The following is a 16575-nucleotide window of genomic DNA, read 5'->3' on the forward strand; positions in this document are numbered from 1 at the left end:
GGCCGATTTTGTGCCTGTGGGCACAGTTTTGTCACGTGGGGTGAAAACATGTCAAAGATCGGAAAAAGCCTGTTCTCACGCCCTGTGTGTCCGCGCCTTGGGATGCTGATGCTTTTGGGTGTGATGGCGGTGAGTGCGCCGCAGGTGGCACTGGCGGCGTTTCCAAATCTGAAAAACCGCGCGGCTGTGCCGATGGGCGATCCTGTGGATCAACCGCCCGTGAGTGTCGGGCGTGGAGAAGGCGAAATTTCACCTTTGCCCAAGTGAGGCGCTTGGGGGGTTTATCCCGCCTCGACCCGCTTACAGGCGCAATATTTTGAGTGTGATCGGCCGATGACGTGCCGGATTTGTCTCATATATGAGGGCATTGACGATCTGGGCTAGATAGGCGCGTGCGCTTCCTCTATCACGTTCGTGTCTGAGGTTTGTCCTCTCATACGAAAGGGTCCCCATGAAGATCGCAGTCGCTGGTATTGGGTATGTTGGGTTGTCGAACGCGGTTTTGTTGGCGCAGAACCATGATGTTGTGGCCGTGGATATTTCTCCCTCTCGTGTCGATATGCTCAACGCGCGCACATCCCCCGTCGCTGATGCCGAACTTGAAGAGTTTCTGGCGCATAAGTCTCTTAAATTGCGGGCGACGACGGATGGAAAAGCGGCCTATGCAGACGCAGATTTTGTGATTGTGGCGACGCCGACGAACTATGACGCCAAGTCCAATTATTTCGACACGTCGAGCGTGGAGAAAGTCATTTTACAGGTGCTCGCCGTTAATGAAACAGCGACGATCGTGGTGAAATCGACCACTCCCGTAGGCTTTGTCAACCGGATCAGAGAGGAATTCGATACCGATCAGGTGATATTCAGCCCTGAGTTCTTGCGCGAAGGCCGTGCGCTCTATGACAACCTGTATCCCTCGCGGATCATCGTTGGCGAACGTTCGGATCGGGCGCGGGTGTTTGCGGATTTGCTGCTTGAAGGCGCGATCAAAAAGGACGTTGAGGTTCTGTTCACCGATGCGGATGAGGCCGAGGCGATCAAATTGTTTGCCAACACCTATCTCGCGATGCGGGTGGCGTTTTTTAACGAATTGGACAGCTATGCGATGGCTGGCGGGATGGACAGTCGCCAGATCATCGAGGGCATCGGTTTGGACCCGCGCATCGGGTCGCATTACAACAATCCGAGTTTTGGCTATGGCGGTTATTGCCTGCCGAAAGACACCAAGCAACTCTTGGCGAATTATTCGGAAGTGCCACAAAACCTCATTCGCGCCATTGTGGATGCCAATCGTACCCGCAAAGATTTCCTCTCCGATCAGATCATCGCGAAGCGTCCAAAAGTGGTTGGCGTGTACCGTTTGGTGATGAAGGCGGGGTCCGACAATTTCCGCCAATCCTCGATCCAAGGCATCATGAAACGTGTCAAAGCCAAGGGCATCGAGGTCATCGTCTATGAGCCGGTGATGACGGAGAGCGCGTTTTTTGGCTCGCGTGTGATCAATGATCTGGCCGCGTTCAAAGCCGAGGCGGACGTGATCGTCGCCAACCGCGTCACCGATGACATTTCTGATGTTTCTGAGAAAATTTTCACCCGCGACCTGTTTGGCGCGGATTGAGGACAGACCCTATGCCCACAGCTCTCGTCACCGGCGCGGCCGGATTTATCGGCTCTTTTGTCTGCCGCACTCTATTGGAGGACGGCTTTCGTGTGATCGGTCTGGATTGCCTGTCCGATTATTATGACGTGGCCCTCAAGGAGCGCCGTGAAGACACGTTGTTGGCCTATGATGGCTACCGCGCGGTGCATGATAAGGTCGAAACACCGGGCCTTTTGATGTCGCTGTTCGAAGACGAAAAGCCTGATGTGGTGATCCATCTCGCGGCTCAGGCGGGGGTGCGTTATTCGATCGAGAATCCGCGCTCCTATCTTGAAAGTAACCTCATCGGCACGTTTGAATTGTTGGAAGCGGCGCGTGCCTTTCCCCCCAAACACATGCTTTTGGCCTCCACCTCATCGGCCTACGGTGCCAATACCGAAATGCCGTACCGCGAGACCGACAAGGCCGACCATCAGATGTCGTTCTATGCCGCGACCAAGAAATCCACGGAAAATATGGCGCATTCCTACGCGCATTTGTTTGACCTGCCGATCACCATGTTCCGATTCTTTACCGTTTATGGTCCCTGGGGGCGCCCCGATATGGCGCTGTTCAAATTCACCAAGGCGATCTTGGAGGACAGGCCGATCGACGTCTATAATTTCGGCGATATGAAGCGCGATTTCACCTATGTCGAAGACCTCGTGCATGCCATCCGCCTGTTGATCGACGCGGTGCCGGTGCGGCCCGAGGATGGCGTGGTGGAGGAGGGCGACAGCCTGTCGCCAGTTGCGCCTTTCCGGGTGGTGAACATTGGCAACTCCGACGCCGTGCAATTGGTGGAGTTCATCGAAGCCATCGAGGCCGCGACCGGCAAAAAAGCCACGCGCAACCTCATGCCGATGCAAGCCGGCGACGTGCCCGCCACTTGGGCCAATGCCGATCTGTTGCAAAAACTCACCGGATACGCGCCGAAAACTGCAGTGAAAGACGGCGTTGCCAAATTCGTAGGGTGGTATCGGCAGTATTACGACAAGTGATCGCCGCCCTGGCACGCAGATCGCATGCAGAAAAACATGCGCTCATAGGGTGTCATTTTATCTTGTGTCTCTGAAACGCCTCCATTACACGGGTCGGCGGAGACGTGGCCGAGTGGTCGAAGGCGCTCCCCTGCTAAGGGAGTAGGCCCGGAAGGGTCTCGAGGGTTCGAATCCCTTCGTCTCCGCCACCCACCATTTTGGTTGATTGGCATCCGGTGCTGTTCTACCTTCTAAGGTACTGAATAGACACATCGTTCTACTCACTTTCAATTGCGACCACCTCATATCGGTTACGCTCGGTGGTCTTCATTCCGAACGTGTCTACGATGACAATGACGTTGAGCTGGATCTGATTGCGCCTAAATCAAAGCGTGCGCAGTGGCGGCACAAGGGTGTCGGTCCTGCGTACCTGTGCTTTGACCGCCGCATCAAATAGAGTGGCCACGATCTGAATTCTTGGGAACAGTGTGCGGGTCGTGACCCCGAGGCCACCTGACGCACAAAGCCCCGCACTGGGCGGGGCCTTGCAAAGTACGATCTGCACCATCTTTGTAGCCCGTTCCCGTCCACCTCAACGCCTAGGCTGATTGCTGTGGACTCTTCAGGTTTCGTGTCTTCCTCATCGCCGACGCGGTCATACGGTGATGAGGCTGACGTCTCTTTAATATGTAGGCTGTATCAGGATTTTTTCTTCATCGCGTCCAACAAGGCGGCCCCGAGGGCGCTGTTGCCGCTTGGGGTTGGTGTGCGGTTCTGCGGCGCTGGGGCCTTTTTATGATCTTTGGAGCCGCCCGGTTTTCCACCCGCTTTGCCCGATGGCGCGCCCTGCGGTTTGGCGGCGAATGTCCCGCGCGCGGTAGGCGCATCGCTGCGGCGCCCATCGTTGGCGCTATTGCCGTCTTTGCGCATCGTCAGCCCGATCCGTTTGCGCGGAATGTCGACTTCCGTCACCCGCACCCTCACAACATCCCCGGCTTTCACCACCTCATGTGGGTCTTTCACGAACCGGTCGGCCAGTTGGCTGACATGGACCAACCCGTCTTGGTGCACGCCGATGTCAACGAAGGCACCAAAGGCGGCCACATTGGTCACGGTGCCCTCAAGGCTCATCCCCGGTTTCAGGTCCTTGATGTCCTCAACCCCGTCGGTGAAGCTCGCGGTTTTGAATTCTGGCCGCGGATCACGGCCCGGTTTTTCCAGTTCGGTGAAAATGTCGCGCACGGTCGGCAGGCCGAAATCGCCGGTGACAAACTCCTCGGCGCGCAGGCCTTTGAGGGCGGCGGTCTGCCCCATGATGTCGCGAATGTCACGACCACAGGCCGCCACGATTTTGCGTGCCACATCATAGGCTTCGGGGTGCACAGAGGAGGCGTCCAAAGGCTCCGCCCCATCACGAATGCGCAGGAATCCGGCGCATTGTTCAAAGGCTTTCGGCCCCAAACCGGCAACTTTCAAAAGCGCCTTGCGCGACGGGAAGGCGCCGTGTTGGTCGCGGTGCAAGACGATGGCATGGGCCAAAGACGGACCAAGCCCCGCGACCTGTGCCAACAGCGGCGCCGAGGCCATGTTGAGGTCCACGCCCACCGCGTTCACCGCGTCTTCGACCACAGCGTCAAGCGCCTGCGACAACCGCCGTTGGTCGACGTCATGTTGATATTGGCCAACGCCGATGGATTGCGGCGTGATCTTGACCAGTTCGGCCAGAGGGTCTTGCAGGCGGCGGGCAATCGAGACCGCGCCGCGCAGGCTGACATCGAGATCGGGGAATTCCTGTGCGGCCAATTCGGAAGCCGAATAGACCGACGCACCCGCTTCGGACACGATGACTTTGGTCGGCACTTTGACGCCCTGCGGCAGGCGTTTGAGCGTGTCTGCGACAAGCCGCTCGGTCTCCCGGCTGGCGGTGCCATTGCCGATAGCGATCAGGGCGATGTTATGCCGTCCTATCAATTCGATGAGTTTGGCCTCTGCGCCGCGCACATCCATTTTGGGCTGAAACGGATAGATCGTTGCCGTGTCCAAAACCTTGCCCGTGGCGTCCACAACGGCGGCTTTCACGCCGGTGCGAATGCCGGGGTCCAGGCCCAGCGTGGCTTTTGCACCTGCCGGGGCGGCCAAGAGCAAGTCTTTGAGATTGCGGGAAAAGACGTTGATCGCCTCGTCATGGGCGCGCTGACGCAATTCGCCCAACAGATCGATATAGAGCGAGATCGAAAACTTCACCCGCCACGCCCAACGCGCCACACCGCGCAGCCACTCATCGCCGGGCAATTGTCCCTCTGTGCCCAAAGCTGCGCCGATCATGGCGATGGCGCGCGGTTCGCCCTCCTCAGAATCGGGGCCGATTTCCATCGTCACGATGTCTTCTTTCGCGGCGCGCAGGATCGCCAAAGCGCGGTGGGACGGAATATCCGACCAGCGTTCGCGGTGGTCGAAATAATCGGAAAATTTCGCGCCCTCTTGGTCCTTGCCCGCAATGAGTTTGGCGGTGACAAAGGCCTCGCGTCGCATGAAATCACGCAGCTTGCCCAAAAGATCAGCACGCTCTGACAGTTCCTCGGTCAGGATGTCGCGCGCGCCATTGAGTGCGTCTTTGACGGTGGGCACCGCCTCGGTCACATAGGCTTCGGCCAGGGTTTCGGGCGGAGCCGTCCGGTTGGTATCAATCGCGCGCAGCAAAGGCTCCAAGCCGTTTTCACGCGCGATCATCGCCTTGGTCCGGCGTTTGGGTTTGTAGGGCAGGTAGATGTCCTCAAGCGTCGATTTGCTTTCGGCTCCGGCAATGGATTTGGCCAGATCGGCGGTCAATTTGCCCTGTTCGGAAATGGATTTCAGGATGGTCGCGCGGCGGGATTCCAGATCGCGCAAATAGGTCAGCCGGTCGGACAACATCCGCAATTGCGTGTCATCCAAGCCGCCCGTGACCTCTTTGCGGTAACGCGCGACAAAGGGCACGGTCGCGCCGCCATCCAACAGATCGACCGCCGCGCTGACTTGCGACGGGGCGGCGGAGATTTCAGTGGCGATGGTGCGCGCGATGCGGGCGGCGATGGCGGCAGGTGAGGTGGCCGGTGCGGCGGTGGCGTGATCCAAAACAGGCTCCATGTCTAACAGAACCGCAGTCATACCCGCCCTGTCGGGCGAGGCCAAGTCACAAGCCGCGTGGGCCAAATGAAAACACCTGTTGAGGCGGCCCAACCGAGGCTTGCTCGATTGGACCTGAAGACGTGTCGCCCAAAGACCTCAGGCCGGTTGATCGGCGTCCAGTAATTCATTGGCGCGGTTCAAAATCGCCGCGCCATCCAGGCCGCGGTCATTGAGCTTGTCGATCCAGGCCTGATGTACTGGCTGTGCGATCTCGCGCCATGCCGAAATTTCCTCTGCCGCGATCTCACCGATGGTGTTGCCCTGTTTGATCACCACCTCTTTGCCCATCTGTTCAAACGTATCAAATTGGCGGCCAATACGTTGCGACAGCGCGATGCCGGAATGATCGTCGATCACCTTGCGCAGATCGTCCGAGAGGTTCTCATAAACGCGTTGGTTCATCAGCATCGAGAAGGTGTTGGCATACAGCCCACGCGACGCGGGGGCAGGGGCGGATGAGAATTTGGTCAGTTCTTGTAGCTTGAACGCGGGCACCACCTCATAGGGCAGGCAACAGCCGTCGATCACCCCATTTGAGAGGCCAACAACCATTTCGGTCACCGGGAAAAACACCGTCTCCGCGCCCATCAGTTCAAGCAGCTTGCCCGTCGCCTGATTGGGGGCGCGCAGCTTGAGACCTTTGAGATCATCGGCGGTGTGAATAAGCCCCTCGCGGGTGTGGAATTTGCCGCCATCATGGGTGTGAAACCCAAGCGTTTTGGTGCCCGGATATTCATCTTGGCCAAACTCATCCATCAGCTTGTGCATGACCACGGAGGTCTTTTCGGCATTGGTCACCATAAAGGGCAGCGCCAACGTTTCGGCCACCGGGAAGCGATCCGGCGAATAGACCGGAAGGGTCCAGCTTATGTCGCAAATGCCCTGACGGACCTGATCAGGCAACTGACCAGGTTTGCCGCCAAGCTGCATCGACGGGAACAGTTGGATGTCAATCGCGCCCTCGGAGGCGGTGCGAATTTCCTCGATCCAGGGTTCAAAAAACTGCGTGTTCATTGTTGCCGGGGCGGGCAACATCGAATGGAGTTTCAGGGTCACTTCGGCGGCATTGGCGCGCTTCAAAAACGCCGGGGTGGCCAGTGCCGCCCCCATGCTCGCCAAAACCGTGCGGCGGGTGAATGATGTGGTCATGTGGGTCTCCTCCCTTGTGTTCCGACGGCGTTGCGCCGGTCATGCGTTGGTGCGCTTCAATCTGGCCTGCGCTTTGCCGCCTCCTCCTGCGGCAAAGGGGCCGTTTCGGTCAGTCCACGGTAACGGGCAAATGCACCACAAGCCCGTCTAAATCCTCGCTCACTTTGATCTGACAGCTCAACCGCGAGCTGGGCCGCACCTCGTCTTCGGCACAGTCCAACAAATCCTCTTCGCCTTGGCTCGCCTCTCCGGTGCGTGCGTCTTCAATGTAGCAATGGCAGGTGGCGCACATCATTGCGCCGCCGCATTCGGCGAAAATACCGTCGATGCTATGGGCCAGTGCCGTCTGCATCACGCTGTCTCCTGCGCGTGCGCTGACGGTCTGGCTGCGGCCGTCGGGTTGGACGAATGTGATTTTCGTCATGGTTTAGTCCTCATTTAGTGCGTTATATTGATATTAGGCCAATGTGACTGGCAGGTTCAGTGGGCCACGAAAGCCAAAGCCACTCCAAATCACCTCCTTCGGGTCGGTCAGGGCCATGTTGGGAAAGCGCTCGAACAAAAGCGGCAACATGATCTGCCCCAGCGTGCGGCGCGCGACCTGCGCCCCGGCGCAATGATGCGGGCCGCTGCCAAAGGCCTGATGCGGATGTTTGTCGCGAAACACGTTGAACGCCTCGCCATCGGCATAGATCGCCTCATCGCGATTGGCGGAGGCTTGGATGGTCATCACCGTCTCGTTTGGGCCGATCACATGATCGCCGATCTGCACCTCTTGCGTGGTGCGCCGACCCGACACCTGAATGGGCGCGACCCAGCGCACACCCTCCTCGAAGGCGTCAAGCCATGCCTCTTGGCGTTTGACCTCTTCGAGTTGCTCAGGGTTGGTCAACAGCCCGTAGAGAATGGTCGCCAAAGCATCGCGCGGTTCGTTGATGCCGCCGCCAATGGCGATTTTGATATTGGCGTACATCTGACTGACCGGGATCGGCATTTTCGCATTCAACATGACGGAAAAGGCCGAATTGTTTGGCGCGGCGATGTGACGGGGCATGACCTGTTCGAACAGCGCGTTCATTTCGGCATTGGCCGCGTCGGAGAGGGCAAAAAGTTCAGGGTCATTGCCAAAATTGCCCGCCCCGTCGATCAGGCGCTGGGACCAGCGTTGCATCTGTTCGTCCGTGGCCTCTTCCAGCCCCAACATATGCGCCAGAATGCGCGCGGCGATCGGGCCGCAAAGGTCGGCAAACAGGTCCACCGTCTCACCTTTGGGCAGGCGCGAGACATAGTCTTCTGCCAGTTTGGTATAAAGCTCGGCCCAGTCGGTGCGGATCACTTTCGGCGAAAAGGCGGGCTGCATCGCCATGCGTTCGGCCCGGTGTTCGTCACCATCCTTGCGCATCAATGTATGGGCCTGAAACGCCGGTTTCATCGGAGTCATTGGATCATCCGAGCTGAAAATCTCCGGGTTTTCCTTGATCCATTTTGTGTGCTCAAACCGGGTGACGAAAATCCGATTGGTCTGCGCCACGCGCACCACAGGCGTCTCGGCCCGCATTTGGCGATAGATCGGGTATGGGTCTCGGGTGAGATCGGCCAATGTGACCGCCTCATTCACGGGAATGTCCAACATCAACAGATCTCCTCCCAAAGCTGTGATCCTGTCAGGAAAGCAGGGCAGAGTTCATCAATCAATGCGATCAATTTGATTTCACATATCTACCAAATAGATTTATAAAACCGCTCAACCATGGCCCAAAGGAGCGTGACGTGAGCAAGCCCATCGACCTTCTCGCCACAGATTTTCGCGCCCTTGATGTGTTGGTCCGGGTTTACCGCTTTGGCTCATTCACGCGCGCCGCCGAAGATCTTGAGATGAATCAATCGGTTGTCAGCTACACCATCGATAAGCTCAGAGGCGTGTTCGACGATCCACTGTTTGTTCGCGAGGCGCGTCGGCTGATCGCGACGCAGCGCTGTGAAGAGGTGGTGGCGGAGGCGGGTCAGTTGTTGGAACGGTTTTCCCAACTGACGGCCAATCGCGATTTCGATCCGAAAGAAAGCACTCAGACGGTGACCATCGCTTGCAACTACTATGAGCGCGAGTTGATCATTCCGCACCTGGCCCATTTGATCCGCGCCGAAGCGCCGAACCTCAAAATCGAGATTATCGATTCTTCCTATCTCGGCCATGATAAACTGTTGCGGATGGAGGCGGATTTGCTGATCGGTCCCTTCGTTCAACTGGGGGCCGCGTTTTATACGCGCACGCTCTATGAGGACCATTATGTTTGCATGATGGACCCGGCCCATCCAAAGGCCAAAACGGCGCTGACGATGGAGGATTACCTGACCCTCGATCACGTCTACATCACCTACGGCGGCAAATGGAAATCGGGCTATATGCAGACCTTGGAACAAGAGGGTCACGAGATTTCCATCGCGATGCGCACGCCCAGCCCGGCGGGCATTCAAAGTCTGATCAAAGGCACCGGACTTGTCGCGACGGTGCCCGAGCGCCTGTCGCGCAAACTTGGGACGGGGCTTTTCATTGCGCGTTGTCCGGTGCCAACACCGGTGCAAATTCAGATGGTGTGGACCGCGCGCACCCATGCCTCGCGGATGCACAAATGGCTGCGCGATCTGGTGGTGCAAAGCGCGCGCAGGATGTAGTCCGCGGACAGTTAGACCGGGTTTTTGAGCCGGTAATCCAATTTCGGACGGCTCAGGCCCAATAGGCGGGCGGCGGCGGAGACATTGCCATCGGCCTCTGCCACCGCCCGCTGTTCGATCCGCGACACCAATGCATCCACACCGATCCCCGCCTCAAAGAGTGGCACAAGCTGATCCCAAAGCTCGACAAAATCATCCTCGCCCTGCGACAGTGAGGGGGCCGAAGGCCGTGGATCAAGTCGCGCGGAGTCGAGATCATTGCGGTCAATCACCGGCGGCGCGGCGGCACAGAGCGCGGCGCGCATCAGGGTCGCACGCAATTCGGGCAGGTTTCCGGGCCAAGCGGCGGTGCGGATGAAAGCCTTCGCCTCTTCTGTGAGCGAGGGTGCCTCAAGCCCCGGTTTTGGCCGCATCTGGGCCAGATAACACTCTGCCAGATCGGCAAGGTCATCCGGGCGCGCGGACAGCGGCGGCATTGCGGCAGGCAGGACAGAGAGCGCGTACATCAACTCGGACCGCAGCGCCGTGTCGCGCCTTAACAGTTGCAGCGGCAGATGCGATAACCCGATGACAAGAAGGTTTTCAGGGGGGATGCCATCGGTTTTGATCATGTCGATCAACGCCACCTGAAGATCATCCGCCAACGCGTCGATCCCCTCGATGATCAACGTCTGCCCGCGCACGCCGGGGGCGGAGATGGTTTGGCGCAGGCTGTCCAAAAGCGCGGGCAGCTGTGGCGATGTGGCGTGACAGCGGTGGGTCTTGCCGTGACCAAACCGCGCGACATGGAGCCAATCGGCGGCGATGCGACAGCCCGCCCCCTCTGGTCCGGTGATCAACGCGTTCAGCCCAGCGTGAGCGATTTTTTCCAATGTGTGACGAACGGGAGCGACAACCCGGTCTTCCAATCCCGCGCCCTCCATCGGCGCGGACTTGCCCGCAGCCTTTCGGAGGCGCGAGGGCATTTCGGCCCGGTTGACCAAGACCTCATCCAGGAACATCCGAACAAAGGGATCATCCTTGCCCCAACCGTCCACGGTCTTGCCCACCACGCGGCAGGATTTGTCACCCATCGCCGCACAGCTCACCTCTTTGTAGAGCACGAGTTTGCGAAAAAAGACGCTGGCGTAACCTGCCGCATAGCCGGTTTGGGCCCAGCAGACCGGGGCAAGCGCGCGCCCGTGGCGGCGTTGATATTCGACGGCTTCGACGGATTGATGCCATAGGAAGTCACCGGAAAACCGATCTGTTTTGAAATCAAAGTCGTTGTGCAGGGTCTCCACCCGCACGGTGCCCGTCACCATATGTAGTCGAGTTCCGGCGGTGAATGCGTCGCCAATGTCCAGATTCGGCCAGCCTTGGCGAATGAATTCCGCATCCTCGCGCCCGTTGCGATAGCCCAAGCGCATCATGAGCACCTTGGCCTCGTGTTCGCCAAACCGGCGGACCAATTCGTCCTGAAGATCGGCGCCAAAGGTCGCGCGAGACAGCACCATCCGTGCGCCATGTAGCTCAATCGCTCCTTTCGAGGGGCTGAACTCAAGCGTGTCGATCAGGTCCGCCAAGGTCGGACGGCCCCCGCGGTGGAGGAGTTGTTCTTCGTCATCTGATGTTTTCATGACGGGATATTACGCAAATGATAAAGTCATTTCACCATATAATTAATCTGCACCGCAGAAAGACTGCGACATTCTGGCACAATGCGAAGTTTTTATCGCAGGTAACCCCATGACATAAATCGCAATTCCTGGGCATTTTGCCCGTGCTGCAAAGCGGCGTAAATTATTTGCTTTGACGCAAATCCTCCCGACCGATCTGTTGAGTGCTGCCCTTGAAAACGGGCGAAAGGGAGGACTTATGACACAGCAAAACCTTATCACGAAACTGCCGCCGGAGCCGCATGAGGCGATGATCAATCGCTTTGGCAAAGAAGGGGCGTTCATCCCCGGAGATGACAAAAATAACCCTTGGGTGCCGTTTGGCGACAGTGCCGCGATCAAACATCTGGCCTTTGATGTGCGCAGCAATTCGGTGGCCAATATTCTCTGGGTCAAAGGCGGTGGACGGATCGGCACGCACAAACATCGCGGTGTCGTTTCGGCGGTCACATTGGAGGGATCTTGGGGCTATTACGAATACGACTGGATTTCTCGTCCGGGCGATTTTGTTTATGAATTGCCGGGCACGGCGCACACGCTCTATTCCGACGATCCCAATGGCATGAAGGCGCTGTTCTGGATCAACGGGGCGATCGAATTTTTTGACGATGAAGCCAAGTATGATTTCACGGCGGATGTGTTTTGGTTCATCGACCATTACGTCAAGCATTGTGAGGCCAATGGCCTAGAGATCAACAAAGATATGTTCATCTGATCCTGCGGGACCGAAGGGAGGAGACCGCATGTCTTTGGAGAGCATGTTCGATGTGGCAGGCAAATCTGTCCTTGTGACGGGGGCCGCTTATGGCTTGGGTCGAGCCTATGCCGAGATCATGGCCGCGCAGGGCGCGCATGTGAGTGTGCTTGATCTGAACGCGGATCAGCTTGCGCGCACCGTGGCGGAGATCGCCGCCACAGACCCGCGCGGCACGATCCACGCAGAGGTGGTTGACGTGACCGACCGCGCGGCAATGGATGCGGTGTTTGACACCGTCTCAGTGCGTCAGGGCGGCATCGACGTGGTCTTTGCCAATGCGGGTGTGGATGCCGGGCCGGGGTTCTTGACCCCCGAAGGCCACCGCAACCCGGACGGCGAGATCGACAATCTCGATGACGCCCATTGGGATAAGGTGATCGGGATCAATCTGACCTCGATCTACTACACGATGAAACTTGCCGCCCGGCATATGAAACGGCAAGGACGCGGCGGTTCGATCATCGCCACCTCGTCAATTGCGGCCTTTTATGTCGATGGCATCGTCGGCACGCCCTACATGCCCGCAAAGGCCGGGGTCAGCCATCTGGTCAAACAGGTGGCGATGGAGCTTGGCCGCTACGGCATCCGCGTCAATGCGATCTGTCCGGGGCCGTTCATCACCAATATTGCCGGGGGGCGGATGGCGAATGTGGAGGATCGTCAGGCTTTCGTTCGCTGGTCCTGTCTGGGCCGTGTGGCCGAGACCGAGGAGATCAAGCCGCTGGCGCTTTATCTGGCCTCGAACGCCTCCGGCTATGTCACCGGATCGCAAATGGTGATCGACGGCGGGCTGATCCTACGCCCCGCGCCGGAACTCGACTGACCACGGCGTGCGGCCCGCGAAGGCCGCCCGCCATACAGCACGACATAGCACAGGCGTCACGACCAAGGGCTTGGAGGAGCTCCGTGACGCATAAAATTAAGGGAGGACCTAACATGACACTGAACATCCATCCGCACAGCCATCTTGACCGGCGCAGCCTGCTTAAGGGGTTGGGGGCGGTCACCGCCGCCACCATCGCACTGCCCCATGCGGCACGGGCCAAGGGGGCAAAGACCATCAAGATCGGGGTGATCAGCCCGATGACCGGACCGCTGTCGCTGTTTGGCGACACCGATGATTATACCGTCACCAAGATCATGGATTTGGTCAAAGACGGGATCGAGATCGGCGGGGAGACCTATAATGTCGAAATCCTGTTGAGGGACGCGCAATCAAACCCCAACAAAGCCGCCGAACTTGCCGGAGATTTGATCCTCAACGACGAGGTGCATTTTATGTTGCCCGCCTCGGCCACGGACATCAACAACCCGACCGCAGATCAGTGCGAACTCTACGGCGTGCCCTGTATCTCGTCAAACTCGCCCTGGCAGGCCTTTGTCATGCCGCGTGGCGGGGCCGAACAGCCGTTCGATTGGACCTATCACTTCTTTTGGGGTCTTGAGGACGTGTTGGGCACGTTCACCGGCATGTGGAAATCCATCGACACCAACGGCAAGGTCGGGATGCTGTTCCCACGCAACGCCGACGGTGAAACCTGGGGCAGCGACGAATACGGTCTGCCGCCTGCCGTGCGGGCCGCGGGCTTTGAGGCCTTCGCGCCGTCGATGTTTGAGCCGCGCACCAATGATTTCTCCGCCCAGATCGCAGAGTTCAAAAACAACAATTGTGAGATCGTCGGTGGCATCACCTATGTCGCTGATCTCAAAACCTTTATCACCCAGTGCAACCAACAAAACTATCACCCCAAAGTGGTGACTGTGGCGGCGGCACTTTTGTTCCCGTCCGGGATCGAGGCGATGGGCGATTTGGGCGTGGGGATGTCCTCTGAAGTCTGGTGGACGCCTGCCTTCCCTTACACCTCTTCGCTCACCGGCCAAACCAGCCGCGACATTGCAGATGCTTGGGAGGCGGAAACCGGCAATCAATGGACCCAACCTCTGGGCTATGCGCATGCGCTCTGGGAGGTCGTGCTCGACACCCTCAAGCGCTCCGTGGACCCTCTGGACCGCGCGGCCAACCGCGATGCGCTCAAAGCGACTGATCTGGCGACGCTCGTGGGTCCCATCCGCTTTGGCGACGGTCCGCATCCGAACATCTGCAAAACGCCAATCTTTGGCGGCCAATGGGTCAAAGGTGAAACATGGCCGTTCGATCTCAAGATTGTGGACACGTCGCTTCACCCCGACGTGCTTCAACCCGAAGCGGAAATGCTCCCGCTGGACTGGTCATAAGGCGCAGCCATGACAGATCAGGCGATTTTGTCAGCGAAAGGGCTGACCAAGCGCTTCGGCGCACTCACCGTGGTGGAAGACGTCAGTTTTGACGTTGGCCGCGGTGAGGTGCTGGGCATTCTCGGGCCGAATGGCGCGGGAAAAACCACGTTGTTCAACCTGATCAGTGGCGATTTGGCCGCGAATAGCGGGGAGCTGTCTTTGGACGGCTCTCCACTGCGGGCCGAGCCACCGTTCAAACGCTGTAAACGCGGGATCGGGCGCACCTATCAGGTGCCCCAACCCTTTGGTGCGATGACAGCCTTTGAAAACCTGTTGGTCCCGGCGATGATGAGTGCGCGGATGAGCGAAGCGGAGGCCAATGACCATTGTGCCGAGGTGCTGCGTGACTGTGGGCTGTTGCCCTATGCCAACACGGCGGCGGGCAGTCTGACGCTGTTGAACCGCAAACGGCTTGAACTGGCGCGTGCACTTGCGGGGCGGCCCAAACTTTTGCTGCTCGACGAGATCGCGGGCGGTTTGACCGAAGCGGAAGGCGCCGAACTGGTCGGCTTGGTGCGCCGGGTGCGCGACCAAGGCGTGACCATCATTTGGATTGAACATGTGCTGCACGCACTCATGGCGGTGGCGAACCGGGTCATGGTGCTCAATTTTGGCGTCAAGATCGCCGAAGGCACCCCCGACGCCGTCATGCAAGACGCCGAGGTGCAGCGCGTTTACATGGGGATCGAAGCATGAGTGACACACCCATTTTATCGACGCATGGCCTCACAGGAGGCTATGGCGATTTTCAGGCGCTGTTTGGCATCGACATGCACATTGATGCGGGCGAGGTCGTTGCCCTGATCGGTGCGAACGGAGCCGGGAAATCGACGTTTCTGAAATCCATTTTCGGGCTTTTGCCGGTGGATCGGGATATGGTGAAATTCGAAGGCAACCCTGTTGGTGGGACGCCCGCCCATATGATGGTTCGGCGCGGCATCGCCATGGTGCCCGAAGGACGCAGGCTTTTTGTCGGCATGACGGTCGAGGAAAACCTGCGCATCGCGATTGACAATGCGCGTCTGCCGGAAGGCGAGGGGCCATGGACCCGCGAGCACCTGTTCGATCTGTTTCCGATCCTGCGTGAAAAACGGCGGCAACCGATTGAAGATCTGTCCGGCGGACAACAGCAAATGGTTGCGATTTCGCGCGCGCTTTTGTGCCAGCCCAAGGTGCTGTTGTGCGATGAGATCAGTCTGGGTCTTGCGCCCAAAGTGATCCGTGAGATTTACGAAATCCTCCCGGAAATCAGCGCCTTTGGCACCGCTATTGTGTTGGTCGAACAAGACGTTGGCCTCGCGCGGGAGGCCTCAAATCGGCTGTATTGTATGCTCGAAGGACGCATCACATTGACCGGCGTCTCACAGGACATCTCCCGCGATGCCATCGCGGCGGCTTATTTTGGAGCGTCTCATGCAGTGGCTTGATGCAGTGATCCAGGGCGTCCTTTTGGGCGGAATGTATGCGCAATATGCGCTGGGCATGGCGTTGATGTTCGGTGTGATGCGGATCGTCAATATCGCCCATGGCGATGTGATGATCCTCTTGTCTCTCATCGCCGTCTCATTGGCTGGAGTGCTGCCCTTTGGCAATCTCGGGCTCATCGTTGTGATCGTGCCGATCGCGGTGGTGATTGGGTGGATTTTACAAAAGTTCATCCTGAACAAAGTGGTCGGCGCCGATCCTTTGCCCTCGCTCATAGCCACCTTCGGCCTGTCCATCGCCTTACAGAATTTCATGTTGGAACTCTGGTCGGCGGACACGCGCAGCCTGCCCAATTCCGACATCGCCAGCGCGAGTTTTCAGATCGGTTCGATCTATGTCGGGCTCTTGCCGGTGATCGTTTTGATCACGGCTCTGGTGCTGACCGGCGGGTTGGATGCGGTGCTGCGGTTTTCCCGCTTTGGCCGGGGCTTGCGCGCCGCCGCCGCCGACACGGAAGCCGCCGCGATGACCGGGGTCGACCCCAAACGCATTTATGCGATCGCCACAGCCATTGCCGTTGGCATTCTGGGGCTGGCCGCCGTGTTTGCCGCATTGCGGGCCACGGTGTCGCCCTCTGATGGTTCGGCCCAGTTGATCTACGCGTTTGAAGCGGTGATCATCGGTGGCATGGGCTCGGTCTGGGGGGCGTTTCTGGGCGCGATGGTGCTTGGCGTGGCACAGGCCATCGGTCTTCGGATTGATCCGGGTCTGGGTATTCTTTTCGGACATCTCGTCTTTCTCGCGGTGCTGGCCACACGGCCCGAAGGCATCATGGCGCGCAAAAAATGA

General features: G+C 58.5%; 15 protein-coding genes and 1 tRNA gene. 11 read left to right on the forward strand and 5 right to left on the reverse strand.

Translation table 11 applies throughout. The annotated features are described in order from the left end of the window. Positions 1–48 precede the first annotated feature (48 nt). The 4 genes from B30_RS22175 to B30_RS10720 all read left to right on the forward strand — a co-directional run bounded on the left by B30_RS22175 (position 49) and on the right by B30_RS10720 (position 2828). Positions 49–267, forward strand: coding sequence for a hypothetical protein (locus B30_RS22175; RefSeq protein ID WP_157789807.1), 219 nt, complete (start codon positions 49–51; stop codon positions 265–267). A 184-nt stretch (positions 268–451) separates the two neighbouring features. Beyond that, complete coding sequence (locus tag B30_RS10710; protein WP_009572086.1) at positions 452–1618, forward strand: nucleotide sugar dehydrogenase; 1167 nt, start codon at positions 452–454, stop codon at positions 1616–1618. A gap of 11 nt (positions 1619–1629) precedes the next feature. Then, positions 1630–2640, forward strand: coding sequence for an NAD-dependent epimerase/dehydratase family protein (locus B30_RS10715; RefSeq protein ID WP_009572087.1), 1011 nt, complete (start codon positions 1630–1632; stop codon positions 2638–2640). A gap of 98 nt (positions 2641–2738) precedes the next feature. Next, a tRNA-Ser gene (locus B30_RS10720) sits at positions 2739–2828 on the forward strand. 490 nt (positions 2829–3318) lie between these two features. On the opposite strand, the gene B30_RS10725 is transcribed toward B30_RS10720, so the two are convergent. From B30_RS10725 to B30_RS10740, 4 genes are all read right to left on the reverse strand, one after another. After that, positions 3319–5745, reverse strand: coding sequence for a Tex family protein (locus B30_RS10725; protein ID WP_051130621.1), 2427 nt, complete (start codon positions 5743–5745; stop codon positions 3319–3321). 138 nt (positions 5746–5883) lie between these two features. Continuing rightward, the gene (locus tag B30_RS10730; RefSeq protein WP_009572089.1) at positions 5884–6936 is read right to left on the reverse strand and encodes a TRAP transporter substrate-binding protein; all 1053 of its coding nucleotides are present in this window, start codon (positions 6934–6936) and stop codon (positions 5884–5886) included. A gap of 109 nt (positions 6937–7045) precedes the next feature. Next, a complete protein-coding gene (locus B30_RS10735) occupies positions 7046–7360 on the reverse strand; it encodes a 2Fe-2S iron-sulfur cluster-binding protein (protein ID WP_009572090.1) in 315 nt (104 codons plus the stop codon). Positions 7361–7393: 33 nt separating this feature from the next. Beyond that, positions 7394–8569: a cytochrome P450 gene (locus B30_RS10740; protein WP_009572091.1), complete on the reverse strand. Its 1176-nt coding sequence runs from the start codon at positions 8567–8569 to the stop codon at positions 7394–7396. 137 nt (positions 8570–8706) lie between these two features. Between B30_RS10740 and B30_RS10745 the strand changes: the two genes are divergently transcribed. Next, a complete protein-coding gene (locus tag B30_RS10745; protein ID WP_009572092.1) occupies positions 8707–9609 on the forward strand; it encodes a LysR family transcriptional regulator in 903 nt (300 codons plus the stop codon). Positions 9610–9620: 11 nt separating this feature from the next. Here the strand turns inward: B30_RS10745 and B30_RS10750 are convergent, their stop codons facing one another. Next, entirely contained in the window at positions 9621–11228 is a 1608-nt protein-coding gene (locus tag B30_RS10750) for a XylR N-terminal domain-containing protein (protein ID WP_009572093.1), read from the reverse strand. A gap of 238 nt (positions 11229–11466) precedes the next feature. Here B30_RS10750 and B30_RS10755 point away from each other — a divergent pair, with 238 nt between their 5' ends. The 6 genes from B30_RS10755 (at position 11467) to B30_RS10780 (ending at position 16575) form a co-directional block, all read left to right on the forward strand. Beyond that, entirely contained in the window at positions 11467–11982 is a 516-nt protein-coding gene (locus B30_RS10755; protein ID WP_009572094.1) for a 2,4'-dihydroxyacetophenone dioxygenase family protein, read from the forward strand. Between the two features lie 28 nt (positions 11983–12010). Beyond that, positions 12011–12847, forward strand: coding sequence for an SDR family NAD(P)-dependent oxidoreductase (locus B30_RS10760; protein ID WP_009572095.1), 837 nt, complete (start codon positions 12011–12013; stop codon positions 12845–12847). Positions 12848–12960: 113 nt separating this feature from the next. Continuing rightward, positions 12961–14259: an ABC transporter substrate-binding protein gene (locus tag B30_RS10765; protein ID WP_009572096.1), complete on the forward strand. Its 1299-nt coding sequence runs from the start codon at positions 12961–12963 to the stop codon at positions 14257–14259. Between the two features lie 9 nt (positions 14260–14268). Next, positions 14269–14997, forward strand: coding sequence for an ABC transporter ATP-binding protein (locus B30_RS10770; protein ID WP_009572097.1), 729 nt, complete (start codon positions 14269–14271; stop codon positions 14995–14997). Beyond that, entirely contained in the window at positions 14994–15728 is a 735-nt protein-coding gene (locus B30_RS10775) for an ABC transporter ATP-binding protein (RefSeq protein WP_009572098.1), read from the forward strand. The genes B30_RS10770 and B30_RS10775 overlap by 4 nt, the downstream gene beginning before the upstream one ends. Continuing rightward, entirely contained in the window at positions 15715–16575 is an 861-nt protein-coding gene (locus B30_RS10780) for a branched-chain amino acid ABC transporter permease (RefSeq protein WP_040402321.1), read from the forward strand. Before B30_RS10775 ends, B30_RS10780 begins: the two co-directional genes overlap by 14 nt.

The organism is Celeribacter baekdonensis B30 (genome assembly GCF_000299875.1).
GTDB lineage: Bacteria > Pseudomonadota > Alphaproteobacteria > Rhodobacterales > Rhodobacteraceae > Celeribacter > Celeribacter baekdonensis_A.